Origin of the sequence: Streptomyces canus (assembly GCF_030815415.1) — a bacterium.
GTDB classification, from domain to species: domain Bacteria; phylum Actinomycetota; class Actinomycetes; order Streptomycetales; family Streptomycetaceae; genus Streptomyces; species Streptomyces canus_F.
The window spans coordinates 4,233,966-4,260,225 of record NZ_JAUSWW010000001.1 but is presented as its reverse complement, the minus strand read 5'-3'; the positions used below and the strand labels follow the sequence as shown (position 1 = coordinate 4,260,225).

Below are 26,260 nucleotides of genomic sequence, written 5' to 3'. Positions count from 1 at the left end.
CGGCCCGTGGGTGACCAGACCCAGCCATCTCCAGAAGGAGGTGACCAGATGGCTACGTTTCACGCAGGACAGCGGACCCACCAAGCTGTGCTTCCTCAGCAGCTTGCTCTGGAATTCGCGCCAGCAGACACCCCCGGGAGCAGGGACGAAACGGGGCGCGAAGACCACACCGACGGCGTGGTACCCGGCGTGGAACATGGTCGAGGGGAGACCGGGGAGGGCGTCACCGAGCCCGACCGGCGTCACCCCGGCACTTCGGTGCCGGGCGAGGGCCTTGCGGCCCGACTGTCTCATCCTGCGGTGTTCGTCCTGGATCGGCACGGGCGGCCATTGCAGCCGACCAGCCCTGCCAGGGCACGCAAGCTGCTGAAGGCGGGCCGGGCGGTTGTCGCCCGGCACACTCCGTTCGTCATCCGCCTCAAGGACCGTACTGATGCCGAATCGGTGGTGAGCGGCGTGGAATTGGGTATCGATCCCGGCAGTAAATACACGGGCCTCGCGGTGTTCGCAGCCACTGGCAAGGGCGTACGTCGGGGCCTGTATCACGTCGAACTCCAGCACAGAGGCGGTCAGATCCGCGACAAGCTCACTGCGCGTGCTGCCCACCGGCGTGGACGGCGATCACGCAACCTGCGTTATCGCACCCGCCGTTTCCGCAACCGCGCACGACCTGAAGGTTGGCTCGCGCCGTCACTGCGCCACCGGGTGGAAACCACCAAGACGTGGGCCACTCGGCTGACCCGCTGGGCGCCGGTGACCGCAGTCCACGTCGAGCTGGCCGCATTCGACACCCAACTGCTGGCCTCCGGAGACACATTGGTGGGCGCCGAGTACCAGCACGGCACCCTGGCGGGTGCCGAAGTGCGTGAATATCTGCTCTCCAAGTGGCAGCGGAGATGCGCCTACTGCGGTGCCTCCGGCGTGCCCCTCAACATTGACCATATTCACCCACGAAGCCGCGGCGGTTCCGACCGCATCAGTAATCTTACGCTGGCCTGTATTCCCTGTAACCATGCCAAAGGCAGTACCGCCGTCGAGGAATTCCTCAAGGGTAAGCCCGCACTTGCTGCGCGGATCCAGGCGCAGGCCAAGAAGCCGCTGCGGGATGCGGCCGCAGTCAATGCCACACGCTGGGCGCTCTGTCGTGCCCTGAATTCCACCTTCCCCTCTGTGAGTGTCGCGACGGGCGGACGCACGAAGTGGAATAGACAGTCTGTGGGTCTTTCCAAAACGCACACGCTGGATGCCCTGTGCGTCGGAGTTATGAGCAAGGTCACCGTGTATCCACGCGAGGTCTTGACCGCCGTTGCCGGTGGGCGTGGCCGGTATCGGCGAACCGACCTCGATCGTCATGGCTTTCCACGCAAGACCAACCCGCGCGTAAAGGCCGTCTTCGGCTTCCAAACTGGCGACTATGTACGCGCCGTGATTCCCATTGGACGGTATGCGGGGACACACGTGGGTCGGGTCGCGGTGCGTACCAGCGGCAGGTTCAACATGCGTACCCGACATGGCCTCATCCAGGGCATCCATCATCGCCATGTGCGACTTCTGCAACGGGCAGATGGTTATGCCTACGCCACGCGGGACGAGGCGGCAGTTCGGTGACCGTCGCGCTGATGTGGGAGGCGCGGGCCCTCGCGGGGCGGGGGGAGGAGCTGCTGGCCTGGGCGCGGGCGCAGGAGCTGCCCCTCGCGCCGCTGCGGCGGGAGACCTTCCGGGCACCGCAGGACCGGGTGCTCGTCATCACGTGGTGGGACGCGGGACTCGACGCGAAGCTGCCGGAACTTCCCGAGCCGGACGCAGAGTTGGCGAGCCGGGCCGTGCATCGGTGGCGGTTCGAGTCGGTGGAGGGCTAGCGAGGGCTCAGTCCCACCAGAAGTACCACCGTCGCTGGGTCATCAGTTCCTGCGGGTAGGTGTTCTCCCAGTCGTCGAAGTTGTTGTGGAACACGTCGGGGCAGGCCAGATAGTGCTCGCCAGCCAGGACGTGGGCCTCGTGGAGGTCTTTCGGGGGTATCGCGGCCGAGAGGAACAGGCCGCCGTGCATGAAGGCCACCACCCGGGCGCCGAAGCGGTCCTGCCAGGAGTGGAGCAGTGCTGTCAGCGCATCATCGGTGCGCGGCCAGTGGAGGGTGGCCGGCGAATCGGCGCCTCGCTCGACCTCGACCAGGGCCAGACAACGGGCCCAGTTCTCGCGTACGACGCCGGTGGCGACCTCCGCCGCACACGCACCTGGGTCGAGCCCCGTCGCGGCCGGTACGGCCAGGCCCGGCCACTGCGGGAAGCTCGGCCAGGATCCGGGCTTCCACTGGCCGCGCAGGTACGCGGCGGCGTCGACCGGCTCGTTCCCGCCGACGTTGAACCCGGAGAAGTCCTCGCAGTACTCGAGCAGTACGGGATACAGGCCGGTCCGGGTCCGCTCGGCGTACAGGCGTCGCCCATCCACACCAGGCGACCGGAGTGGCTGTACGACTCGACGATCCTGCCCGGCGGCAGGGAGTGCGAGAGGGTTGCTTCCATGGCCGGAATCTAGGCGGTGCCACTGACAACGGGGTCACCGCCTGGAAGTCGACAGGGCCGGGCCGAGGTCGGCGGGGTCGTACGGCCCGGCCCGGCAGCCGTCCGCGGGCCGTGAGTCCGCGCGGGACGCCCGGACTACGCCGACGCGGTCCTTCGAGCAGTTCCTTCAGGGGCCCTGCCGGGGGAGTACGACAGCTTCCACGGTGCGTCCGTGTCGTATCCCCGCCACAGCACCTTGCCGTTCCTGCGCTCCCAGTCGGCGGCCAGCCAGGCCTGGCCCAGCCAGGAGAGGGCCGGCCACAGGGGGAGCAGGGCGATCCATGGTTCCCAGGCGATGGCGAGGACGGGCGTGGAGACCGACATCACCGTGAAGAGCCACCAGTTGAGGGGGTGGCGGCGCAGGGAGACGACGTCCGCCGGGGCCGTCTCCAGGGGGACCGCGGCTTCGAAGTCCCGTATCTCGCCCACCCACTTGAGCCGGGTCGCGCCGAGCAGTGTGAACACCACCGTGAACGCGATCATGCCGAGGGCGAACCTTCCCGCCCCGTAGGCCGTCATCGGCGCACCGCGCACGCCGCCCGTCACCGCCAGACTGACGGCGAGAGCGGCCAACGCGGTGTACACGGACCGCAGTTCATGGTGGACGTATCTGTCCATGGCGAGCCTCCCCCAGGCGCGGAGGGTCAGGCCGGTCCCGACACCTCCGTCTCGCAGCGCAGCACACGGTCCGGGCCCAGCACCCGTACCGGCCCCGTGAGGTTCAGCCGGGTCGTGTGCCGTACGTCCGTACTGGATGCCGCCAACCGCAGTTCCAGGATGCCCGGTTCGACGACCCTCCGGAGTGAACGATCCGTGAAGGAGGACAGGTCGGTGTGGAAGCGGAAGGAGACCCGCGCCGCCGCTCCCGGGGCCAGCTGCACGCGCTGGTAGCCGATCAGGCGGACGTCCGGCCGGGTCACCGAGGCCACCGGGTCGTGCAGATACAGCTGGACGACCTCGGCGCCCTCGCGGTCACCGGTGTTGCGGACGGTCACGGTCATGTCGTAGGTGCCGTCCGTGCCGATCTCCGTGTCGGCGGCATCGGATTCCCAGGCGAACGACGTGTACGACCTGCCGTGCCCGAACGCGTACAGCGGTGTCGGGTCCAGATTGCTGACCTCGCCCGCGAGCCCCAGCGGCGGCTGGAGGTAGGTCCAGGGCTGGCCGCCCGGCACCTGCGGGACGCTCACCGGGAGGCGGCCCGAGGGATTGACGCGGCCCGACAGCACTCCCGCGACCGCCGGACCGCCCTCCTCACCGGGGAAGAACGCCTGCACCGCGGCGGCCAGGCGCCCGTTCCAGCGGCCGAGCGCGTACGGCCGGCCGGTCAGCAGCACCAGGACGACGGGCACGCCGGTGGCGACCAGGGTGTCCAGCAGTTCGCTCTGTACGCCGGGGAGCCGGAGGTCCGTCACATCGCAGCCCTCGCCCGATGTGCCCCGGCCGAACAGGCCCGCCCGGTCGCCCAGGACCGCCACGCACACGTCCGCCTCGGACGTCCGCGCCACCGCCTCCGTGAAGCCGGACCGATCGGGGTCCGAGGTGTCGCAGCCCTCAGCGAACGTCACCTTGGCGTCGGGGAGTTCGGCGCGCAGGGCCTCCAGGACGGTCGGGATCTCGATGCCCATCGGGATGTCCGGGTGCTGGGTCAGGACGTGGGACGGGAAGGAGTAGCAGCCGAGCATCGCCAGGGCGTCGGCCGCCCTCGGGCCCACCACCGCGATCCTCGTGTCCGGGGACAGCGGGAGGACACCGTCCGGGTTGTCCAGCAGGACCACCGACTCCTCGGCGAGGCGGCGGGCCAGGGCGCGGTTCGCCGTCGAGTCGAGATTGATCCGGCCGGTCGGCTCGGGGGTCCAGTCCTCGTCCAGGAGGCCCAGCTCGCACTTCTGGAGCAGGACCCGGCGGACCGCCCGGTCGATGAGCTCCTCGGGGACCTCGCCCGCCTGTACGGCGTCGAGGAGCGGTTTGCCGTAGCACTTCAGGGTGGGCAGTTCGACGTCGAGGCCGGCCGCGAGCGCCGCGTGGGCGGCCTCCGCCTCCGAGCCGGCGACCCGGTGCTGGCTCTGGAGGAAGCCGATGCCGAAGTAGTCGGAGACGATCGTGCCGGTGAAGCCCCATTCCTCGCGCAGGAGTCCGGTCAGCAGGCCCGGGTCCGCCGAGGCCGGGACGCCGTCCGTCTCGTTGTAGGCCGCCATCACCGAGCGCGCCCCGCCCTCGCGCAGCGCCATCTGGAACGGCGGCAGGGTCACGTCCGCGAGCTCGCGGGCGCCGGCCCGTACCGGTGCCTGGTTGCGGGCGCCCGCCGAGGACGCGTACCCGGCGAAGTGCTTGAGGGTGGCGACGATCCCGGCCGACTCCAGGCCCCGGACGTAGGCGGCACCGATCGTGCCGACGAGGTACGGGTCCTCGCCGACGGTCTCCTCGACCCGCCCCCAGCGCGGGTCGCGGACGACGTCCAGGACCGGGGCGAGGCCCTGGTGGACTCCGACCGCGCGCAGGTCCCGGCCGATGCCCCGGGCCATCTCCTCGACGAGCGGCGGGTCGAAGCTCGCACCCCAGGCGAGCGGGACCGGATAGGCGGTGGCCTGCCAGGCCGTGAAGCCGGCCAGGCACTCCTCGTGGGCGAGTGCCGGGATGCCGAAGCGGCCCGCCGCCGCGATACGGCGCTGGGCGCGGGCCAGTGCCTGCGCGCCCAGCGCCGGGTCCACGGGGGCGGTGCCGAAGGGGCGGGTCAGCTGGCCGAGACCATGGGTGATCAGCTCGGACCAGTCGTAGTCGGCCGTCATCTCTCGCTGCAGCGGCGCGACTCCCTCGCCGTCCGCGCTGGCGCCCACCCACACGCCGTACAGCTGGGCGGTCTTCTCCTGAAGGGTCATCCGGGAGAGGAGGTCGTCGACGCGAGCGGCGGCGGGCAGGGCGCGGTCACGCCAGGGGGCGGTGGTCATGAAACTCCTGTCAGGGTGAAGGCCCTCACGAATGTCCCTAATCGAATGCACCTGACGAATGTTTCGATATGCATGCCGAATGTTTTGGGAACCTAGGCGGGTCGGAAGGGTTCGTCAAGAGGTCGTGCAGGGATACGATCGCCGCCATGACACCCCCGGAGCCCGCTGAATCCCGGGCGACAGCCCCAGCAACCGGCCGCTCGTCGCAGACCGCGACGCTCGCCGAGATCGCCCGCGAGGCCGGCGTCTCGGCGCCGACTGTTTCGAAGGTGCTGAACGGCCGCGCCGACGTCGCCCCGGCGACCCGCACCCGCGTGGAGGAACTGCTGCGCGCCCACGGCTACCGGCGCCGCCGGGCCGAGGCGAGCCGTTCGCCCCTGATCGACCTGGTCTTCCACGAACTGGAGAGCGCGTGGGCGATGGAGGTCATCCGGGGCGTGGAGAACGTCGCCCGGGACGCCGGGCTGAGCGTGGTGCTCAGCGAGAGCGCTGGGCGGCTCACGCCCGGGCGGACCTGGGCCGACCAGGTCGCCGCCCGGCGCCCGCACGGGGTGATCCTCGTGCTGTCCGGGCTCGACGAGTCCCAGCGCGCCCTGCTCACCAGCCGGGCGATCCCGTTCGTCGTCATGGACCCGGCCGGCGACCCCGGTGCCGACGTGCCCTCCATCGGCGCCACCAACTGGCAGGGCGGTCTCGCCGCCACCCGGCATCTCGTCGACCTCGGGCACACCCGGATCGGCGCGATCAGCGGACCCTCCCGGATGATGTGCAGCCGCGCCCGCATCGACGGCTACCGGGCCGCCCTGGAGACCGCCGGACTGCCGGTCGACCCCGCGCTCATCAAGAACGGTGACTTCCATCACGAGGCCGGCTACCGGCTGGGTCTGGAGCTGCTGCGCCGTCCGGACCGGCCGACCGCCGTCTTCGCCGGGAACGACCTCCAGGCGCTCGGGCTGTACGAGGCCGCGCGCGAGCTGGGGCTCAGGATCCCGGAGGACCTGAGCGTGGTCGGGTTCGACGATCTGCCCGTCGCGCCCTGGGTGGGGCCGCCGCTGACGACCGTACGGCAGCCGCTCACCGAGATGGCCGAGGCGGCGGCCAAGCTGGTGCTCGATCTGGCACGTGCGGAGGGGACTCCGGCGGCCACGCGGGTGGAGCTGGCGACGAGCCTGGTGGTGCGCAGCAGCACCGCCGGGCCGCCGTTGGCCGAAAGGTGACGTATTGACGGGTGGGGCCGTCACCTCCACACTCCTCCGAAGTCAATCGGCTGCACGACCGAAACTTTCGGAGGCACCCGCAGTGAGATCCTCCAGAACTTCGCTCCGTGTACGACTCGCCGCTCTGCTGGCCGGAGCGGCCGCCGTCGGCACCCTGGTGACCGCCGGCACGACCACCGCGCACGCCGCCGACACCCCGCTGCGCGACCTCGCGGCCGCCAAGGGCAAGGCCATGGGTACGGCGGTCACCGGCTCCAAGCTGACCGGGACCTACGGCGATCTCGCCGGGGCTCAGTTCAACTGGCTGACCCCCGGCAACGCCATGAAGTGGGGCTCGGTCGAGCCGACCCGGGGGACCTTCGACTGGGCGGAGGCGGACCAGATCGTCGCCTTCGCCGAGGCCCACGGTCAGGAGGTGCGCGGTCACACCCTGGTCTGGCACAGCCAGAACCCGGGCTGGCTGACGAACGGCACCTGGACCCCGGCCCAGCTGAGCACGCTGCTGAACGACCACATCGCCACCGAGGTCGGCCGGTACAAGGGGCGGCTCGCCGCTTGGGACGTCGTCAACGAGCCCTTCAACGAGGACGGCACCTACCGCCAGACCCTCTGGTACAACGGCCTCGGCACCGGCTACATCGCCCAGGCCCTCACCGCCGCCCGCGCCGCCGACCCGGACGCCAAGCTGTACATCAACGACTACAACGTCGAGGGCGTCAACGCGAAGAGCACCGCCCTCTACAACCTGGTCAAGTCGCTGAAGGAGCAGGGCGTCCCGATCGACGGCGTCGGCCTTCAGGCCCACCTCATCCTCGGCCAGGTGCCGTCCACGCTCCAGCAGAACATCCAGCGCTTCGCCGACCTCGGCGTCGACGTGGCCATCACCGAGCTGGACATCCGGATGACGCTGCCTTCCGACAGCGCCAAGCTCACCCAGCAGGCCGCCGACTACAAGGCCGTCATGAACGCCTGCGTGGCCGTCGCCCGCTGCACCGGCGTCACCGTCTGGGGCTTCACCGACTCCGACTCCTGGATCCCGAGCACCTTCCCGGGGCAGGGCGCGGCGACGCCGTACGACGAGAACTACGCGCCGAAACCGGCGTACCGCGCGATCGCGGAAGCGCTCGGCGGCACGACCACGCCCCCGACGGGGGCCTGCACCGCGACCTACAGCGTGGCCAGCCAGTGGAACACCGGGTTCACGGGCCAGGTGCGGATCGCCTGCTCGGGTGCCGCGCTGTCGTCCTGGAAGGTGACGTGGACCTACGGGGCGGGCCAGCAGATCACGCAGGCCTGGAACGCGACCTGCACGCAGTCCGGCGCGGCGGTCAGCTGCGCCAACGCCTCCTACAACGGGACCGTGCCGGACGGCGGCTCGGTGACCTTCGGGTTCAACGGGTCATGGAGCGGGACCAACCCGGTGCCGACCGTGACGCTGGGCTGAGAAAGGTGAGATTTTCCGAAGAAAGGCGGCCCGGACGCGCTCCTCGTAATAATTCGGACTTACGTTCCTCTCCGTGAGCGGAGACGGCGAAGACAGACGAGTGGGCCGGCGGTCGCGTGTTGCGAAGGCCGCCGGCCTCACTCTCGCGGGTGTGCTGGTGCTGGGCGTCGCGACGGGTGGCTGGCTGTACTGGCACCTCAACGGCAACATCAAGAGCGTCGACATCGACAACGCGCTCGGCGACGACCGTCCGGCGAAGGCGGTGACGGCCCCTTCGCTGTCGCCTTCGCCGTCGCCGTCGCCGTCGGCGTCCGCTTCCGCCTCCCCGCTGCCCTCCGAGGCCCTGAACATCCTCGTCCTCGGCTCCGACTCGCGCAGCGGCAAGGAGAACCAGGAGCTCGGCGGCGGTGACAGCTCAGGCGCCCGGTCCGACACGGCGATGGTCGTGCACATCGACGCCGGCCGCACCGCGGCGACGGTGGTCAGCATCCCGCGCGACACGCTCGTCACCCGCCCGTCGTGCCCCCTGGACGACGGGGGCTCCACGGCGGCGGCCTACGGCGCGATGTTCAACAGCGCGTACTCCGTGGGCGGTCCCGTCTGCGCGGTCAAGACCGTCGAGTCGATCACGGACGTCCGCATGGACCACTACATCGAGATCGACTTCTCGGGCTTCGCGAAGCTGGTGAACGCCCTCGGCGGCGTGACCGTGACGACGGACGAGGACATCGACGACTCCAGCAGCCATCTGACGCTGAAGGCGGGCACCCACCACCTCGACGGCAAGCAGGCCCTCGCGCTCGCCCGCACCCGGCACGGCATAGGCGGCGGCAGCGACCTCGGCCGGATAGGCCTCCAGCAGAAGCTGGTGAAGGCGCTCCTGGAACAGATCTCCTCGACCGACCTGCTCACCAGCCCCACCAAGCTCTACGAGGTCGCCGACGCGGTCACCGGCAGCCTCACCACCGACACCGGGCTCGACTCGCTGAGCGAGCTGATGCGCCTGGGGCAGAGCCTCAAGGGGCTGTCGGCGGACCAGGTGAAGACGGTGACGATGCCGGTCGTGCGGGCCCCGTCGGACGCCAACCGGGTGGTGGCGGACGAGCCCGGGGCGAGCGAGCTGTGGAAGTCGCTGCGCTGAGCGGCCGGTTGTCGCGGTCGTCGCGCTGAGCGGCGTACAACTTCCCAGCCTGCCGGGGGGTCTTGTGCGGTGACGTTGTCGCCGTGACGAGAGGCTCTCCCTGTGTTCTCCCTGCGTACGTTGCTCCCTCGGGCCGTTCCGGTCGTGGCCGGTGTGCTCGCACTCGGTGCGCTGCCGTCCGGTCTGACGGACCGCGCCGAGGCCGCCGTTCCCGCCCCCGTCCGGGACGACTTCGACGGCGACGGCTACCAGGACCTCGCCGTCGGCGCTCCGAGAGCCACGGTGGGCGGGCAGGACCGGGCGGGGTACGTCGTCGTCCTGTACGGCGGCCCGCACGGGCTGACCAAGGACCGGCGGACCGTCATCAGCCGCGCCACGAGCGGGATTCCGGGCGGCCCGGCCAAGGGCGAGCAGTTCGGCGTCCAGCTGTCCAAGGGCGACCTCGACGGCGACGGGCGCACGGACCTGGTCGTCGGACACGCGTCCACGACGAAGGACGCGGTGGTCGTCTGGGGCGGGAAGAGCGGCCTGTCCGGCGGTACGTCCGTCCCCGCGACGAGCACCCAGGCAGGGGACTTCGACGGCGACGGGCGCACGGACCTGACCCTGTTCAAGGGCGGCCGCGCGCAGGGCGACGACCCCTACGGCACCACCCCCACGGTCTGGACCGGCCCGCTCTCCCGCGCCGGGAAGCCGGCCGCCACGAGGGCCTTCGGCCCCGACGACCTGCGGTACCACGACGTGTGGGACGGCGCGGTCGGGGACGTGAACGGCGACGGCCGCGACGACCTCGCGCTGACCGTCTACACCGGCGACGGCGGCTTCGGCTCGGCCTTCTACCTCGCGAACGCCTCCGGGGCCGCCTTCACCTCCGCCACCGCGCCCGCCGGAAGCGGCGGAACCGGCGGCGTCGCCCTCGGTGACGTCAACGGCGACGGCTACGACGACCTCGTCCGGGGCCTCCCGGAGGAGTCGAGGATCGTCGTGGGCCTCGGCTCGGCCGACGGGGTGGGTACCGGCACGACGTACAGCCAGGACACGCCCGGAGTGCCCGGTGCGTGGGAGGACGTGGACTACTTCGGCGGAGCGGTGTCCGTCGGCGACGTCAACGGCGACGGCTTCGACGACGTGGCCGTCGGCGCGCCCGGCGAGGAACTGGGGTACGACGACGGCGCGGGCGCCGTGGACGTCCTGTACGGCAGCGGCACCGGCCTGACCGGCAAGGGCGCCCAGGGCTTCACCCAGGACACGGCCGGTGTCCTCGGCGCCGCGGAGGCGGGCGACGGCTTCGGCGGTGCCGTACGCCTGCTCGACACCAACGGCAACGGCTACGCCGACCTCGCGGCCGCCGCGCCCTACGAGAACTCCGGGGCGGGCTCGGTGTGGTCCCTGCGGGGGCGGCCGACCGGGGTCGTGACCGACGCCGCGTTCGTGTTCGGCGGGCGGACGGTGGGGGCGCCGTACGCGAAGGCGGCCTTCGGGGCGGAGCTCGGCTAGGGCGAACGCGCCCGGAAGTACGCCCGTGACCTGCGCAGACGTAGGACGCGAAAAATTCTTCGAAGAAATCTCGCGAGCCTGTCGAGCCGGGTGTCTCCCGATCGACGCATGGTTGAGAGGCCGGAAAGATCCGGCCCCCCGAACCGAGGAGCCACCATGCCGCGCTACCTGTCGCTCGTGCAGATCGACGAGTCCACCGCCCCCGCCGAGGGCCCCAGCGACGAGCTGATGCAGCGCATGGGGGAGCTGATCGAGGAGATGACCAAGGCCGGGGTGCTGCTGGACACCGCCGGGCTCACGCCCTCGGCGCAGGGCACCCGGGTGCACTGGAGCGGTGGTCAGGCATCCGTCACGGACGGGCCGTTCACCGAGTCCAAGGAGGTTGTCGGGGGGTACGCCATCGTGCAGTGCAAGGACAAGGCCGAGGCCATCGAGTGGACCAAGCGGTTCCTTCAGGTGCACGAGCCGCACTGGACGGTGACCTGCGAGGTGCGGGAGATCGCGGAGGGCTGAGCGGGTGTCCTTGGCCGTACGCGAGTAGGGGTGTTGCATGGGGGACTGTGAGCCCACAGTCCTCCAGCGACCCCCGCGGCACCGTCGAGACGGTGTTCCGCATGGAGTCCCCACGCATCATCGCCGGTGTCACCCGTATCGTCCGGGACGTCGGCATCGCCGAGGAACTGGCCCAGGACGCCCTCGTCGCGGCCCTGGAGCAGTGGCCGCGCGACGGTGTCCCCGGCAACCCGGGCGCCTGGCTCATGACCGCCGCCCGGCGCCGCGCCGTCGACCTGGTCCGGCGCCGTGAGAACTACGCCCGCAAGCTCCAGGAGATCGGCCGCTCGCTGGAGACGGCGCTCCCGTTCGAGGAGCCGGCCGACCCCGAGGACATCGACGACGACCTGCTCCGCCTGGTCTTCACCACCTGCCACCCGGTGCTCTCCGCCGAGGCCCGTGTCGCCCTGACCCTGCGGCTGCTCGGCGGCCTCACCACGGCCGAGATCGCCCGCGCGTTCCTCGTCCCGGAGCCGACGATCGCCCAGCGCATCGTCCGGGCCAAACGCACCCTCGCGACGAAGAACGTCGCCTTCGAAGTGCCCTACGGCGCCGAGCGCGAGGCCCGCCTGGGAGACGTCCTCGACGTCATCTACCTCGTCTTCAACGAGGGTTACGCCGCCACGGCGGGCGACGACTGGGTGCGCCCGGGACTGTGCGAGGACGCCCTGCGCCTGGCCCGCGTCCTGTCCGGGCTGATGCCGAAGGAACCGGAGGTCCACGCGCTGGTCTCGCTCCTGGAGTTCCAGACGTCCCGCACCGCCGCCCGCACCGGCCCTTCCGGCGAGCCGGTCCTCCTGGAGGACCAGAACCGCCGCCGCTGGAACCGCATGCTCATCGCCCGCGGCATCAACGCCCTCGCCCGCGCCGACGCCACCCGCACGGGCGCCCCCGGCCCCTACGCCCTCCAGGCCGCGATCGCCGCCTGCCACGCGCACGCCTACACCTACGAGGAGACCGACTGGGCGAGCATCGCGACCCTGTACGGGCTGCTCGCCGTCCGCGCCCCGTCCCCGGTCGTCGAGCTCAACCGCGCGGTCGCCGTGTCGAGGGCCGAGGGCCCGGAACCGGCCCTGGAGATCGTCGACGCGCTCATCGGCGAACCCGCCCTGCGCGACTACCACTTGCTCCCGAGCGTCCGCGGCGACCTGCTGGTCCGCCTCGGGCGTACGGCGGAGGCGAGGACGGAGTTCGAGCGGGCGACGGGCCTGGCGCGCAACGCACGGGAACGGGAGCTGCTGACGGCGCGACTGAGGTCACTGCCCACGCCGTGACCGGCGTGCCGTATGCGGCGGCACCGCGGACGACGGTCTCCCGCGGGCCGGTCACGCCGGGGCGCCGACCAGCATCGTCGGCGCGCCCGCGACCCGGGTCAGGAACACGGTCGCCGACCTGGCCCCGTACGGCTTCGGAAGCACCTTCCTGCGCAGCTCCTCCGGCTCCACGGCCGACCCGCGCTTCTTCACGGTCAGGATCCCGACCTCGCGCTCCCGCAGCAACGCCTTCAACTTCTTCACGCTGAAGGGGAGTTGGTCGGTGATCTCGTACGCCGTCGCATACGGGGTCGCACGCAGTTCGTCGGCGGTGATGTAGGCGATGGTCGCGTCGATCAGCCCGCCCTCCAGGTCCTCGGCCACCTCCGCGACCAGGTGGGCGCGGATGACGGCGCCGTCGGGCTCGTACAGGTACCGTCCGAGCGGCCGTACCCCGGGGTTCGCGAGGCCCCGCCCGAGCAGGGTGCGCGGACCCGGCAGCAGGGTCGCCCGTACGGCCCCCGGTGCCGTACCGAACCACAGCACCGCTTCCTTGACGTCTCCGCCGTCGGAGATCCACTCGGCCTCGGCCTCGGCGGGGACGGTCTCGTGCGGGATGCCGGGGGCGATCTTCAGCGCGGCGTGGGGCGCCCTGAGCGCGGTGTCGATCGCCCAGGACAGGGGCGGCGAGTAGGCCTCGGGGTCGAAGATCCGGCCGCGCCCGGAGGAACGCCGGGCCGGGTCGACGAACACGGCGTCGTACGGTGCGGTGTCGATGTCGGTGACATCCGCCTCCCGCACCTCGATCAGGCCGGCGAGCCCCAGCGCGTCGGCGTTGGCCCGCGCCGCGGCGGCGGTGAGCGGGTCGTGGTCCACGGCGAGCACCCGGATCCCGGCCCGGGCGAGCGCGATCGCGTCACCCCCGATCCCGCTGCACAGGTCGGCGACGGAGGTGACGCCCAACTCCCTGAGCCGCTGGGCGCGATATGTCGCCACGCTCGCCCGCGTCGACTGCTCGACCCCGTTCGGCGTGAAGAACATCCGTCCCGCGTCCTCGGCCCCGAACTTCACCGCCGCCCGCTGCCGCAGCCGGGCCTGGCCGAGCGCGGCCGACACCAGCTCCGCGGGGTGTTCGCGGCGCAGCCGGGTGGCGACGGCGAGTTCGTCGGCGGGGGCGGTGTCGCGCACCGTGTCGAGGAGGGCGCGGCCCTCGGGGGTCAGGAGGGGGGCGAGGTCGTTCACCGGGACATTGTGGGCCAGTCGGTGGACGGTCCGCCTCCGGCGGCGGTGTCGGCCCGGGGGCAGGGCGGTGACCTGCGAGGATCCGGCGCCATGGGACCAGTAGTACAAAATGATAAAAGTAGGTCTATTGGAGCTTTCCGGGCCCGTGCCGGGATCGCCGTGCTCGCCGTCGCCGTCATCGCCTCGGGCTGCGCACAGGGCGAGCGCGCCGAGGTGCGTCCTGTGCACCCGGCGCCCGGCCAGCAGCCCCTGAAGGGGGCTCCCGCCCGGGCCCTGGACTCGTACGCCACGAAGCTCCGCGCCGCGGCGAGGGTCGCGAAGCGCTGGGGCCTGGCCGGAGTCCCGCTGGCGCCCCCGGCGCCGCCGGTGCGGAAGCCTAGGATCACGACCCGCAAGGGCTTCGAGGTGGACGGTCACGAGGAGAAGGGTCTCCCGCCGGTCTTCACCACGATCCCGACCAAGGAGAAGATCGTCTTCCTCACCATCGACGACGGCGCCGAGAAGGACCCGGCGTTCCTGCGGATGATGAGCGAGCTGAAGATCCCGTACACCGCCTTCCTGAGCAACTACCTGGTCAAGGGCGACTATGGCTACTTCAAGGACATGCAGGACAGGGGGGTCGGACTGAACAACCACACGCTGCACCACCCCCACCTGCCGGGACTGTCCTACGCCCGCCAGAAGCACGAGATCTGCGGCATGCAGGACATCATCGAGAGGCGCTACGGCAAGCGCCCCACCCTCTTCCGCCCGCCCTTCGGCAACTACAACGAGGCCACGCTGCGCGCCGCGAAGTCCTGCGGGGTGAAGTACGCGCCGATCTGGAACGAGGAGGTCTTCGTCGACCGCTGGGACTACCGCGAGTGGGACCGGGAGATCCGCCCGGGCGACATCGTGCTGAGTCACTTCCGCGGTCGGGGCGAGTGGAAGGGCACGATGCCCGACATGATCCGGCGGTTCCTGAACAAGGTCACGGCCGAGGGGTACGCGGTGGCCCGCCTCGAGGACTACCTGTGAGTTCGCGTGGACCGGTTGCAGCGGCCCTGGTGGCGTTCGTCCTGCTCGCCGCCGGTTGCGCCCGGTCCGTCGACCCCGCCGAGCGGTGGGGCAAGGCGGGTTCGTACGGCGCGCGGGCGACCGAGTCCGGGACGGGTCCGCCGGCCGTCGTGAGGCGGGTCCCCACCTCCGACAAGACCGTCTTCCTGACCTACGACGACGGCGCCGAGAAGGACCCGCGCTTCGTCGAGCTGGTCCGTGAACGGCGGCTGCCCGTCAGCATGTTCCTCACCGACAGCGTCGTCGGCCCCGGGTACGGGCACTTCGCCCGTCTCCAGTCGGTGGGCGCCTCGATCCAGAACCACACCCTCGACCACACCGCCCTGCGCGGTCTGCCGTACGCCGGGCAGCGCGCCGAGATCTGCGGCCAGCAGGACAAACTCAAGTCCCGCTTCGGCATCCGCCCTCGCCTCTTCCGCCCGCCCTACGGCACGTACGACACGACCACCCTGCGCGCCGCCGCCGACTGCGGTGTCGCGGCGGTCGTGCTGTGGCGCGCGTCGATGGGGGACGAGCGGCTGACCTACCGGACGGGGGAGCGCCGCCTGCTCCCCGGCGACATCATCTCCGTGGCCTCGATCGGGACGACGGGACTGACGCTGGTGGAGCGCACGGAGCGGCTGCTGGGGGAGATCCGCAGGGCCGGGTTGAGGGTGGGGCGGCTGGAGGACCACCTGTAGGTCCGGTGCGGGGGCAGAGGGTCCAAAGGCTGACCATGAGGATCAGGAAGAAGGCCGCGGCCGGCGTCTGTGCCGGGCGCGAGGAGGCATGGCGGAACGGTACGGCGGTGGCCGCCCGGGCGGGGAGATCTCGGCGCGCCCTCGGGGCATCCCGGCGACCGCGAACAGGCTCGGCCCGCGCGGCGAATTAGCAGTCCGCTTGACCGAGTGCTAATCACAGTCATAGTCTCGGGTCTGGCACTCCCCCCTGGAGAGTGCCAATAGCGACGGGCAGGTCCGGCACCCGCGACGACGGATCCACCTGGTCGCCACCTCAGACAGTTAACCCCGTGAGATCTCCGAAGGGGGAGGTCGGATCGTGACGACCACCAGCTCCAAGGTTGCCATCAAGCCGCTCGAGGACCGCATTGTGGTCCAGCCGCTCGACGCAGAGCAGACCACCGCCTCTGGCCTGGTCATTCCGGACACCGCCAAGGAGAAGCCCCAGGAGGGCGTCGTCCTGGCCGTGGGCCCGGGCCGCTTCGAGAACGGCGAGCGCCTGCCGCTCGACGTCAAGACCGGCGACATCGTGCTGTACAGCAAGTACGGCGGCACCGAAGTGAAGTACAACGGCGAGGAGTACCTCGTCCTCTCGGCTCGCGACGTGCTCGCGATCATCGAGAAGTAAGGGGGTCTGGGGGTCACCCCCAGAAATCCCGCACCCGCTTCCTCACCGAAGCACCTTGCATGTGAGCTGCGCCCCTGGCCCCCGCGACCATTAATCAGCCGGGCGTCGGGGGCGCGGTTCGTTTCACCCACGTTTTCCGAGAGGGCTGAACCGCTCCCATGGCGAAGATCCTGAAGTTCGACGAGGACGCCCGTCGCGCCCTCGAGCGCGGCGTCAACAAGCTTGCCGACACGGTCAAGGTGACGATCGGCCCCAAGGGCCGCAACGTCGTCATCGACAAGAAGTTCGGCGCCCCCACCATCACCAACGACGGTGTCACGATCGCCCGCGAGGTCGAGCTCGACGACCCGTACGAGAACCTCGGCGCCCAGCTGGTGAAGGAGGTGGCGACCAAGACCAACGACATCGCGGGTGACGGTACGACCACCGCCACCGTGCTGGCCCAGGCGCTCGTCCGCGAGGGCCTGAAGAACGTCGCCGCGGGTGCCTCCCCGGCCGCCCTGAAGAAGGGCATCGACGCCGCGGTCAAGGCGATCTCCGAGGAGCTCCTCGCCACCGCCCGTCCCATCGACGAGAAGTCCGACATCGCCGCCGTCGCCGGTCTGTCCGCCCAGGACACCCAGGTCGGCGAGCTCATCGCCGAGGCGATGGACAAGGTGGGCAAGGACGGTGTCATCACCGTCGAGGAGTCCAACACCTTCGGTCTGGAGCTGGACTTCACCGAGGGCATGGCCTTCGACAAGGGCTACCTGTCGCCGTACTTCGTGACGGACCAGGAGCGTATGGAGGCCGTCCTCGACGACCCGTACATCCTGATCAACCAGGGCAAGATCTCCTCGATCCAGGACCTGCTGCCGCTCCTCGAGAAGGTCATCCAGGGCGGTTCCTCCAAGCCGCTCCTGATCATCGCCGAGGACGTCGAGGGCGAGGCGCTCTCCACCCTGGTCGTCAACAAGATCCGCGGCACCTTCAACGCGGTCGCGGTCAAGGCCCCCGGCTTCGGCGACCGCCGCAAGGCGATGCTGCAGGACCTCGCGGTCCTCACCGGTGCCACGGTCATCTCCGAGGAGGTCGGCCTCAAGCTCGACCAGGCCGGTCTGGACGTGCTGGGCTCCGCCCGCCGCGTGACGATCACCAAGGACGACACCACGGTCGTCGACGGTGCCGGTGACTCCGCGGACGTCACGGGCCGCGTGGCCCAGATCAAGGCCGAGATCGAGAACACGGACTCCGACTGGGACCGCGAGAAGCTCCAGGAGCGCCTCGCGAAGCTGGCCGGCGGCGTGTGCGTGATCAAGGTCGGCGCCGCCACCGAGGTGGAGCTGAAGGAGAAGAAGCACCGTCTGGAGGACGCCATCTCCGCGACCCGCGCCGCGGTCGAGGAGGGCATCGTCTCCGGTGGTGGCTCCGCTCTGGTCCACGCCGCCAAGGTGCTCGAGGGCGGCCTGGGCAAGACCGGCGACGAGGCCACCGGTGTCGCCGTCGTGCGCCGCGCGGTCGTCGAGCCGCTGCGCTGGATCGCCGAGAACGCCGGCCTGGAGGGTTACGTCATCACCTCCAAGGTCGCCGAGCTCGACAAGGGCCAGGGCTTCAACGCCGCCACCGGCGAGTACGGCGACCTGGTCAAGGCCGGCGTCATCGACCCGGTCAAGGTCACCCGCTCCGCCCTGGAGAACGCCGCCTCCATCGCCTCCCTCCTCCTCACGACCGAGACCCTGGTCGTCGAGAAGAAGGAAGAGGAGGAGCCGGCCGCCGGTGGTCACAGCCACGGCCACTCCCACTGAGCTCATTAGCTCGTAGCTCGTAGAAGGCCCGGCACCTGGGGTGCCGGGCCTTCGTCTTTGCCGCCCTACTGCTCCAGCGCGTCCAGCGCACCCAACTGCCCCATCAGCCCGAGCCGGTCGTACTGCCACCACCCCTCGACGATCCGCCCGTCCGGGGCGCACCGGTGAATGGTGGTCCCGGTCATGGTGACCCGCTTCCCGCTGGCCGCGATCCCGAAGAAGTCCCCGACATGGGTCCCGTTCCAGGTCCACCGGGTACACACCCGGTCGCCCTGGGCGATCTGCTCATGGATCGTGAACCCGAAGTCGAAGGCCCCCCGCCACGTCTCGACCTCCTGCCGCATGGCATCGAACCCGACGGCGTCCTGGTCATTGGCGGGATCGTGATCGTGATACTCCTCGGCGACCAGCTCCCCGAGCGCCGACAGCTCCCCGCTCCCGGCCAAGGTCTCGAAGAACCGTCGAGCGGTGTGCGCGTACAGCTGCTCGTCCCGCACCACCTCCAGATCGGTGAAGGTCGGCATCTCGTCGCACAGAGCGACCACCTCGCGGAAGATCCTGTCGGTCTCCGGCAGCCCGGAGTTCCGCATCGCCTCCTCGTACGACGGAAACTCCACGATCTCGACGAAGTGCGACGCATCCCCCCGGTCCTTCGCGATGGTGGTGTGCGTCGCCGTCCGTCTCCCCTGGGTCTGCTCGACCCATGTGTCCATCAGCCGGTTCATCTCGTCGAACCGGCTGGTCCTGCAGTCGATGAGCTGTACGAAGGTCATGACACCGTCGCCTCCAGCCCCCCTGGGCCCGGTCGTACGGGTCCATTCTCCTCCTCTTTGGCATCATGAGCGTCATGGAGGCGCGGGGGGAGCGGTCCGTCTCGGCGGGCGGGGCCGTGGGTGTGGCTGTCACGGGGGACAACAACCGGGTCCTGTTGGCGCCCAGAGTGCGGTCTGCGTACTGGGAGCAGGTGCTCCGGATCGCTCCCCCGGAAATCATGGGCAGAGAAAGCGAGTTGGAGGAACTCGCCACATTCTGCGCCCCGGACAGGACCGAAGGCCCCTCATATGGATGGTGGCGGGCTGAGGCATGGGCGGGCAAGACGGCGCTGATGGCGTGGTTCGCACTGCATCCGCCTCCGCGCGTGCGCATCGTGCCGTTCTTCGTCACCGCCCGATGGCGGGCACAGAACGACGTGGTGGCCTTCGGAGATGTCGTCCTGGAACAGCTCGCCGAGCTGGCCGAGGACAGCTTGCCGGCGCATCTGACGGAGGCGACACGGGATGCTCATCTGCTGCGTCTGTACGAGCAGGCAGCCCGGATCTGTCGTGAGCGCCGCGAGCAATTGGTGCTGTTGGTAGACGGTCTGGACGAGGACCGGGGCGTCACCACCGGACCCGACGCCCACAGCATCGCGGGCGTCCTTCCGCCTCGTGAGGAGAGCGGTATCCGTGTCATCGTCTCCGGACGCCTCAACCCGCCGCTGCCCACCGACGTGCCGGAGAACCATCCGCTCCGTGATCCGCGATGTGTCCGTCGGCTGGTCCCCTCGCAGTACGCGCAAGCGGTTCGTACCGAAGCGGAGCGGGAACTCAAGACGTTTCTGGCGGAGAGCCGGGTCTCGCGTGACCTGCTGGGTTTCGTGGTCGCAGCGGAAAGCGGTCTGACCACAGCAGAGCTCGCACACCTGTCCGATGAGACCGACTACGGCATCAAGGACATCCTCAGGACCAGAGCGGGAAGAACCTTCGCGATCCGCGAGATCCAACTGCTCAGCACCCCCGGCCGGCCTGTGCATCTGCTCGCGCACGAAGAGCTGCAGAGGCAGGCGGCGGACATGCTGGGGCCGGCGGCGGTCGAGTCCTATCGGCAGCGCCTGCACGACTGGGGCGACGAATACCGTGACCGAGGCTGGCCTCCCGACACTCCTGCCTATCTGCTCCGGGGTTACTTCCAGATGCTGCGCGCCCGCCGGGATGTCGAGCGGGTGATTCTGTGTGCCGCGGACAGTGAGCGGCATGACCGCCTTCTCCATGCGTCCGGCAGTGATTCCCTCGCGCTTGCCGAGATCAGGGACGCGAGCAACCTGATCATCGAGGAAGGCGCCGGACGGCTCAGTCAGGCGTTGGAATTGGCCATTCACCGAAACGCGCTCGAGGAACGGACTTCGGGAGTCAGGCTCGCCATCCCCGCGGCATGGGTGTGCGCGGGGGAACCGAGCCGTGGGGAAGCGGTCGCTCGGAGCTTCCCGGGCAGGCGTGAGCGTGCGCTCGCGCTTGCCGAGGTCGGGGAGCGGCTGACGGGAACCGAAGCCCTAAGGGTGCTGGACGAGGCAGTGGCGATGGCCCGCCAGGAGCCGGACGAGGCGACACGTGAGCGCGTACTCGTGCGCGTGTTGCTGGCGCTGCTATGGGTGGACCAGTACGAACGTGCCGAAGAACTGGCGGCCGGCTCGGAGAAGGTCCGGGTGCACTCCCGGACCGCCCATTGGATCGTCGACCGGCTGGTCCGAGCGGGAGAACGCGCGCGTGTGGAAAGAATGGCCATGGCGCTGGGGTTCGCCGCGGAGGCACCGATCTACCTGGCTGCGGCCTTGGCCGAGTGCGGCCATGCCGCCGAGGCCGAGGACATCGCCCGTGCCACCGCCTCACCGGTCAACAGGAAACTGGCGCTCATCCGGCTCGCGGCAGTCCAGCGTCGGATGAAGCAGGAAGAGCACGCACGAGTGCTGATCGAAGAAGCGCTCTCCATCCGTGCCTATGTCCGCCTCGCAGAGCTTGTCCCTCTGCTGGCAGCGGCGGGGCAAGTGGAAACGGGGCTGGAGCTTGTTCGCAAGGACACGATGGCCGAATGGCGCTTCGAACTGATAGCGAAGATGATTGCCGAGAGTGCGCGGTCAGGGCACATGGACGACGTCAAGTCACTGCTTCGTCTGTTACCTGTCGGGCCGCACCTCTCCGCGGGCGCTGCCGTCGCTGTCACTCAGCTCTGCCGCGCCGGAGACATGGATGAGGCGTTCCGATTGGCTCGCCTCATCACGGAGGACCTGAGTCTGTCCGAGGCACTCCTCGAGATCTCTCTGGCCAAGATCAGAGAAGGTCAGGTGGAGGAAGCCCTCAGGATCGGTGGAATGCTGGCCGAAGAAGACGGTTCCATCGATCCGTTGGTCCGGATCTCCGTCGAACTGTCCTTGAGCGGTTCACCCGAGCGGGCCCGCGACGTCCTCGTCGAAAGCGAAAGCCTGGCACGCCGGTCGGTGAGCACTCCAGCGAGGCTGCGGGCCGCCTTCGTGGTCGCGTCAGCGCTGGCCGGAGCCGGCCTTGCCGAGGCATCCAGATCGCTCCTGGAGGGCGCTGAGCATGACCTTGCCACGCTGCCGGCCCGGTGGGCGGCTGTCGAACCCGCGCGTAGGGAACTGACGGTCTTGTTGGCACGCGCACTGGCCGATGCGGACTTTCTCACCCGAGCCGAATCTCTTGCGGCCCGCGCCGGGAGCGCACGCGAGCAGGAGCGGATCTGGGTGGAGATCACACAAGCGATGGTCGTTCTCGGCAGGCTCGACGACGCGGAGAGAGCCGCGCGCGTGCCCTTGAGTCTCAGCCGAAGCAGGCTCCCTTTCATCACAGCCGTGGCTCTCGCCGAAGCAGGAGAGTTCGAGCGCGCTGTCGATCTGGCTCGCGGACCGGAGCAACTTCGGCCGGACGCCTGGGCCCTGGCGGAGATTGCGCACGAACTGCTGTCGACCGGACGGGCGGGAGAAGCAGGGCCGCGCATCGCAGAAGCCGAAGGGCAGGCGAGCAGGGCGCCTTCCGTGCGGGCGGCCGCCGCGTTGGCGCGGGTGCTGGCCCGCAGTGGAGACGCCAGTCGCGCTCAGGTCCAGATGGACCAGGCCGAGCTCCTCGCTGAAACGGGGCGTATCACCGGTACAGAGATACACGACCTGGCTCACGCCATGGTGGCGCTCGGAAATTTCTCGCGAGCGGAACGTCTTGTGGACAGGGTGCCCAGCCCGTCGGCCAAGGCCGCGGCCCAGGCCGACCTGGTGGAGGCCTACGTACGCCATGGCCAACGGGAACGGGCCGAACTACTGACCCTGAACATCAGAGCAGGCCGGGAAGCCGCTCAGGCGCACCTGGCCCTTGCCCGGACCGCGACCGCATCCGGGGCACGGACTCACCTCGCGCAGGCTCTTCATCACGGCTGGTGGCCGCATTGCCTCCCGGACTTATTGAAGTTCGATCCGGGCCTCGCGTCCATCGCCATCGATGCGATCGAAGGGTGGCACAGGCGACAGGACGGGGAGGCCGACGGAACGAACGCCGCTCCCTGAACCCTGAGACGGGCCAACCTACTGCGGCCCGTACTTCCGCCCCGTCCTGGAGCTGATCCCCCCGAGCAACCCCCGAGGCACCACCTTCACCACGCCCATCAACGCCTTGTACCGGGGATCCGGAATCGACAGCGTCTTGCCCCGCGCGAGGTCGTGCAGCGCGGCCGCCACGAGCTTGTCGGCATCGAGCCACATCCAGCCGGGAATGTTGTCCGTGCCCATGCCCGCCCGCTCATGGAACTCGGTGCGCACGAAGCCGGGGCACAGGGCCATCAAGCGCACCCCGCTCCCCGCCAGATCCTTGGCCGCCCCCTGGGTGAACTGCACGACCCACGCCTTGGACGCCCCGTACGTGCCGCGGGGGACGAAGGCCGCCACCGAGGCGACGTTGACCACGCCACCGCGGCCCCGCTCACGCATCCCCTCCGTCGCCGCCGACGTCAGCCGGAGCACCGCCTCGCAGTGGACCTTGAGCATCTTCAGCTCGTCGGCCATGGAGACATCGAGGTAGCGGCCCTTGTTGCCGAAGCCCGCGTTGTTCACCAGCAGGTCGACCTGGTTCCTGCGGTCGGAGAGGCGGGCGGCCACGGTCTCGATGCCGGAGTCCTCCGCGAGATCCGCCGTGAGGACCTCCGCCTCGATGCCGTGGCGGTCGTGGAGTTCGGTGGCCTGTTCGCGCAGCCGCTTGGTGTCGCGGGCCACCAGGACGAGGTTGTGGCCGTCGGCGGCGAGGCGCCGTGCGAACGCGGCACCGATGCCCGCGGTCGATCCCGTAATCAATGCCGTTGTCATGCCGCAAGGTTAGTGACCGGGGACGGACAGCGTCCGCTTGCGAGGACGCCGTCAGGCGCCGTGCTTCTCCACATATGCGAGCGCCCACTGCCGCACTTCCGGATGGAGCGCCTCGCCAGCCGCCAACAGCCGCGGCTGGAGGGGCCGTTCGGTGGTCATCGCCCGGAACGCCAGGGCGACCGTCACCTCGTGGTCCGGCCGGTGCACGATCTCGACCGGGTCCCCGGAACGGATCTCACCGGGCCGGATCACCCGCAGGTACGCCCCGGGCGCGCCCTTCTGCGTGAACCGCTTCACCCACCGCTGCTCCTCCATATGGCCCTGGAAGGTGCCGCACGGGATGCGCGCGCTGGTGACCTCCAGCACCACCTCGGGCCCGATGCGCCAGCGTTCGCCGATCAGCGCGCCGGAGACGTCGATGCCCTGGGTCGTGAGGTTCTCGCCGAAGGCGCCGTCGGCCAGGGAACGGCCGAGCTCGCGCTCCCAGTCGTCCAGGTCCTCGCGCGCCATCGCGTACACGGCCTGGTCGTCGCCGCCGTGGTGCTGTCTCTTGCACACAGCGTCTCCGGCGAGCCCGCTCCCGCCGATGCCCCTGGGGCCGGGCGCGGCCACCCGTACCGGTGTTTCGACGGGCCGCTTGTCGATACCGGTGACGCCCTCGGGGTTGTCCGTGTACGAAACGGCCTTCTCGCGGCCCAGATTCACCGACAGAAGCTTCATAGCGGCACGGTAGGAGACCGGCGCCCAAAGGCGCCACGCAATATTCGCCGTCGTGCCAAAGCCCGGCTTATCCTCGGAGGGTGATCGAGGCCCGTCATCTCCGTGTCCTGCGCGCCGTCGCCGCCACCGGCTCCTTCTCCGCCGCCGGGCGCGAACTGGGATGCACCCAGCCCGCCGTGAGCCAGCAGATGAAGGCCCTGGAGGCGTCCGTCGGCACCCCGCTGCTCATCCGCAGCGGCCGTGAGATGCGGCTGACCCAGGCGGGGGAGGCGCTCGTGCGGCACGCCGCCGGGATCCTCGCCGGACTGACGGCGGCAGAGGAAGAGGTTGCCGCCATCGCCGGACTGCGGGCCGGGCGCGTACGGCTCGTCTCCTTTCCCAGCGGCAGCTCCACCCTCGTACCGACCGCGCTCGCGGCGCTGCGTGCCGCGCACCCGGGCACGCGGGTCTCCCTGGAGGAGGCCGAACCCCCGCAGTCCGTCGCGATGCTGAGGGAGGGCGACTGCGATGTCGCCCTCGCCTTCCGGTACGAGGGGGCCGCCCAGGAGGGCGAGTGGGACGACCTCGTCGTACGGCCACTGCTGCGGGACCGTCTCGTCGCCCTCGTACCGGAGCGGCACCGGCTCGCGTCCGCCGGGTCCGTGGCCATCGGGGAGCTGGCGCGGGAGCCCTGGATCGCCGGATGTCCGCGCTGCCGTGGGCAGTTGGTCGAGGTGTGCGAGGGCGCCGGGTTCACACCCCGCATCGACTTTGCGACCGACGACTATCCGGCGGTGGTGGGACTGGTGGGCGCCGGCCTCGGCGTGGCCGTGCTGCCGCAGCTGGCCATCGAGTCCGTACGGCCGCGGGGCGCGCGCACCGTCACGCTGGAACCGGCCGTGCGGCGGGAGATCGTCGCGCTGACCCTGCCCGATCTGGCCCAGGTGCCCGCGGTGGCGGCGACCCTGGACCGCCTCGCCGTCGCGGCGGGCCGGAAGTAAGGAAGGGCACGCGTACGCCCTTTCGGAAGAAACGTTCCTTCAGTTGTTCGTGACGGCATGCCCACCGACCGACGACGCCGTCACCAGCCGGTTCCGCGCCCGCCCCATGAGCTCCTCGCGCTCGTCCTCGGTCAATCCGCCCCACACGCCGTACGGCTCTCTCACCGCCAACGCGTGCGCCGCGCACTGGGCGCGGACCGGGCATCTCATGCAGACCTCCTTGGCCGAGTTCTCACGAGCGCTCCGGGCCGCTCCTCGCTCGCCCTCCGGATGAAAGAAGAGCGAGCTGTCCACCCCGCGACAGGCGGCCAGGAGCTGCCAGTCCCACAGGTCCGCGTTCGGTCCGGGAAGGCGGGAGAAATCTGCCATTGCGTGACCCCTTGTAGCCGTTCTGTGGCGGATTCGGTGTCTACGACCGTACATCTCCGATCTAAGGAGATGAAAATATGACTCATTGCGAATCTAGCCTCAGACACCAGGAAATGGGAACAAATGGAGCTAAATGGGGCACTGGTTGTGATGAAACGTTGTGGGTCCGTCGTGCATGTCTGCGCCGTATCCGTCCCCTCACGTAGAGTGCCGAAGATGGCACACGGCCCCGTAACTCTTTCGAGTGACCGTCGTTGAGAGTGCGGAGGCGGTTGAAACACAAAGCGCTCGGGCAGGCGTCCGAGACGGTCGACCGCACAGGTGACGATTTCGTACCAGCCTGGAGGCTCAAGGTGACGTGCATCAGCTGCGGAGGGCGGCCATGACATCCGTCCTCGTCTGCGACGACTCCCCGCTTGCCCGAGAGGCGCTCCGCCGCGCGGTCGCGACCGTGCCCGGCGTCGAGCGCGTGACGACCGCGGCCAACGGCGAGGAAGTCCTCCGCCGCTGGGGCGCCGACCGCTCGGACCTGATTCTGATGGACGTACGCATGCCCGGTCTGGGCGGCGTCGAGACCGTCCGGCGGCTGCTGTCCGCCGACCCGGGTGCGCGCATCATCATGCTCACCGTCGCGGAGGACCTGGACGGGGTCGCGCTCGCGGTCGCCGCGGGCGCGCGGGGCTATCTGCACAAGGACGCGTCGCGCGCGGAGCTGCGGGCGACGGTGACGCAGGCCCTCGCCGACCCGACGTGGCGGCTCGCTCCCCGTCGGCTGCGGTCCGCCGAGATGGGGGCGGCGCCGACGCTCACCGCGCGTGAGATCCAGGTGCTCGAAGGGATGAGCCACGGTCGGTCCAACGCGGAGATCGGGCGTGAGCTGTTCCTGTCCGAGGACACCGTGAAGACGCACGCGCGTCGGCTGTTCAAGAAGCTCGGTGCGTCCGACCGGGCGCATGCGGTCGCGCTCGGGTTCCGCTGGGGTCTGGTTCGCTAGCTAGTCGTATGGGCTGCGGGTCGTTCGTGGCCGGTCGCG

Annotated in this window: 23 protein-coding genes; 15 read left to right on the top strand and 8 right to left on the bottom strand. The window is 70.1% G+C overall.

Going from position 1 to position 26,260, the window contains the following annotated elements:
- Positions 1–48: 48 nt before the first annotated feature.
- Positions 49–1,608 carry an RNA-guided endonuclease IscB gene (gene iscB / locus QF037_RS19490; RefSeq protein WP_307027009.1) on the top strand — a complete coding sequence of 520 codons (1,560 nt, stop codon included), beginning with the start codon at positions 49–51 and terminating at the stop codon, positions 1,606–1,608.
- On the top strand, positions 1,605–1,859 hold the full coding sequence (locus QF037_RS19485; RefSeq protein WP_307027007.1) for a hypothetical protein: 255 nt from the start codon (positions 1,605–1,607) through the stop codon (positions 1,857–1,859). Before iscB ends, QF037_RS19485 begins: the two co-directional genes overlap by 4 nt.
- Positions 1,860–1,866: 7 nt before the next feature.
- On the opposite strand, the gene QF037_RS19480 is transcribed toward QF037_RS19485, so the two are convergent.
- The 3 genes from QF037_RS19480 to QF037_RS19470 all read right to left on the bottom strand — a co-directional run bounded on the left by QF037_RS19480 (position 1,867) and on the right by QF037_RS19470 (position 5,509).
- The gene (locus tag QF037_RS19480) at positions 1,867–2,448 is read right to left on the bottom strand and encodes a DUF4253 domain-containing protein (RefSeq protein WP_307027004.1); all 582 of its coding nucleotides are present in this window, start codon (positions 2,446–2,448) and stop codon (positions 1,867–1,869) included.
- 209 nt (positions 2,449–2,657) lie between these two features.
- Positions 2,658–3,179: a hypothetical protein gene (locus tag QF037_RS19475; protein ID WP_307027002.1), complete on the bottom strand. Its 522-nt coding sequence runs from the start codon at positions 3,177–3,179 to the stop codon at positions 2,658–2,660.
- Positions 3,180–3,205: 26 nt separating this feature from the next.
- Complete coding sequence (locus tag QF037_RS19470; protein ID WP_307027001.1) at positions 3,206–5,509, bottom strand: beta-xylosidase/alpha-l-arabinosidase; 2,304 nt, start codon at positions 5,507–5,509, stop codon at positions 3,206–3,208.
- A 146-nt stretch (positions 5,510–5,655) separates the two neighbouring features.
- Between QF037_RS19470 and QF037_RS19465 the strand changes: the two genes are divergently transcribed.
- From QF037_RS19465 to QF037_RS19440, 6 genes are all read left to right on the top strand, one after another.
- Positions 5,656–6,726: a LacI family DNA-binding transcriptional regulator gene (locus tag QF037_RS19465; RefSeq protein ID WP_307026999.1), complete on the top strand. Its 1,071-nt coding sequence runs from the start codon at positions 5,656–5,658 to the stop codon at positions 6,724–6,726.
- Between the two features lie 82 nt (positions 6,727–6,808).
- The gene (locus QF037_RS19460) at positions 6,809–8,170 is read left to right on the top strand and encodes an endo-1,4-beta-xylanase (RefSeq protein WP_307026998.1); all 1,362 of its coding nucleotides are present in this window, start codon (positions 6,809–6,811) and stop codon (positions 8,168–8,170) included.
- 73 nt (positions 8,171–8,243) lie between these two features.
- The gene (locus tag QF037_RS19455) at positions 8,244–9,311 is read left to right on the top strand and encodes an LCP family protein (protein ID WP_307026996.1); all 1,068 of its coding nucleotides are present in this window, start codon (positions 8,244–8,246) and stop codon (positions 9,309–9,311) included.
- A 102-nt stretch (positions 9,312–9,413) separates the two neighbouring features.
- The gene (locus QF037_RS19450; RefSeq protein ID WP_307026994.1) at positions 9,414–10,808 is read left to right on the top strand and encodes an FG-GAP-like repeat-containing protein; all 1,395 of its coding nucleotides are present in this window, start codon (positions 9,414–9,416) and stop codon (positions 10,806–10,808) included.
- 156 nt (positions 10,809–10,964) lie between these two features.
- Positions 10,965–11,321: a YciI family protein gene (locus QF037_RS19445; RefSeq protein WP_307026991.1), complete on the top strand. Its 357-nt coding sequence runs from the start codon at positions 10,965–10,967 to the stop codon at positions 11,319–11,321.
- Positions 11,322–11,422: 101 nt separating this feature from the next.
- The gene (locus QF037_RS19440) at positions 11,423–12,634 is read left to right on the top strand and encodes an RNA polymerase sigma factor (RefSeq protein ID WP_307037256.1); all 1,212 of its coding nucleotides are present in this window, start codon (positions 11,423–11,425) and stop codon (positions 12,632–12,634) included.
- Positions 12,635–12,685: 51 nt separating this feature from the next.
- Here QF037_RS19440 and QF037_RS19435 read toward each other — a convergent pair whose 3' ends face one another.
- Entirely contained in the window at positions 12,686–13,855 is a 1,170-nt protein-coding gene (locus tag QF037_RS19435; RefSeq protein WP_307026989.1) for a class I SAM-dependent methyltransferase, read from the bottom strand.
- Between the two features lie 90 nt (positions 13,856–13,945).
- On the opposite strand from QF037_RS19435, the gene QF037_RS19430 reads away from it, so the two are divergent.
- The 4 genes from QF037_RS19430 to groL all read left to right on the top strand — a co-directional run bounded on the left by QF037_RS19430 (position 13,946) and on the right by groL (position 18,042).
- On the top strand, positions 13,946–14,872 hold the full coding sequence (locus tag QF037_RS19430) for a polysaccharide deacetylase family protein (protein WP_307026988.1): 927 nt from the start codon (positions 13,946–13,948) through the stop codon (positions 14,870–14,872).
- Positions 14,869–15,591 carry a polysaccharide deacetylase family protein gene (locus tag QF037_RS19425; RefSeq protein ID WP_307026986.1) on the top strand — a complete coding sequence of 241 codons (723 nt, stop codon included), beginning with the start codon at positions 14,869–14,871 and terminating at the stop codon, positions 15,589–15,591. Before QF037_RS19430 ends, QF037_RS19425 begins: the two co-directional genes overlap by 4 nt.
- Before the next feature lie 358 nt (positions 15,592–15,949).
- Positions 15,950–16,258: a co-chaperone GroES gene (gene groES / locus QF037_RS19420; RefSeq protein ID WP_003998759.1), complete on the top strand. Its 309-nt coding sequence runs from the start codon at positions 15,950–15,952 to the stop codon at positions 16,256–16,258.
- Between the two features lie 158 nt (positions 16,259–16,416).
- Positions 16,417–18,042: a chaperonin GroEL gene (groL, locus tag QF037_RS19415; RefSeq protein ID WP_307026984.1), complete on the top strand. Its 1,626-nt coding sequence runs from the start codon at positions 16,417–16,419 to the stop codon at positions 18,040–18,042.
- A 65-nt stretch (positions 18,043–18,107) separates the two neighbouring features.
- On the opposite strand, the gene QF037_RS19410 is transcribed toward groL, so the two are convergent.
- Positions 18,108–18,815 (bottom strand): ester cyclase, encoded by a 708-nt coding sequence (locus tag QF037_RS19410; protein WP_307026982.1) that lies wholly within the window; start codon positions 18,813–18,815, stop codon positions 18,108–18,110.
- Positions 18,816–18,880: 65 nt separating this feature from the next.
- Between QF037_RS19410 and QF037_RS19405 the strand changes: the two genes are divergently transcribed.
- Positions 18,881–22,366, top strand: coding sequence for a hypothetical protein (locus QF037_RS19405; RefSeq protein WP_307026980.1), 3,486 nt, complete (start codon positions 18,881–18,883; stop codon positions 22,364–22,366).
- Between the two features lie 18 nt (positions 22,367–22,384).
- On the opposite strand, the gene QF037_RS19400 is transcribed toward QF037_RS19405, so the two are convergent.
- Both QF037_RS19400 and QF037_RS19395 read right to left on the bottom strand, forming a co-directional pair.
- Positions 22,385–23,158: an SDR family NAD(P)-dependent oxidoreductase gene (locus QF037_RS19400; RefSeq protein ID WP_307026978.1), complete on the bottom strand. Its 774-nt coding sequence runs from the start codon at positions 23,156–23,158 to the stop codon at positions 22,385–22,387.
- A 51-nt stretch (positions 23,159–23,209) separates the two neighbouring features.
- Positions 23,210–23,878, bottom strand: a complete 669-nt coding sequence (locus QF037_RS19395) for an MOSC domain-containing protein (RefSeq protein ID WP_307026976.1) — start codon at positions 23,876–23,878, stop codon at positions 23,210–23,212.
- 80 nt (positions 23,879–23,958) lie between these two features.
- Between QF037_RS19395 and QF037_RS19390 the strand changes: the two genes are divergently transcribed.
- Complete coding sequence (locus QF037_RS19390; protein WP_307026975.1) at positions 23,959–24,858, top strand: LysR family transcriptional regulator; 900 nt, start codon at positions 23,959–23,961, stop codon at positions 24,856–24,858.
- Positions 24,859–24,897: 39 nt separating this feature from the next.
- Here QF037_RS19390 and QF037_RS19385 read toward each other — a convergent pair whose 3' ends face one another.
- Positions 24,898–25,227 carry a WhiB family transcriptional regulator gene (locus QF037_RS19385; protein WP_307026974.1) on the bottom strand — a complete coding sequence of 110 codons (330 nt, stop codon included), beginning with the start codon at positions 25,225–25,227 and terminating at the stop codon, positions 24,898–24,900.
- Between the two features lie 382 nt (positions 25,228–25,609).
- On the opposite strand from QF037_RS19385, the gene QF037_RS19380 reads away from it, so the two are divergent.
- On the top strand, positions 25,610–26,221 hold the full coding sequence (locus QF037_RS19380; RefSeq protein ID WP_003948568.1) for a response regulator transcription factor: 612 nt from the start codon (positions 25,610–25,612) through the stop codon (positions 26,219–26,221).
- Positions 26,222–26,260 lie beyond the last annotated feature (39 nt).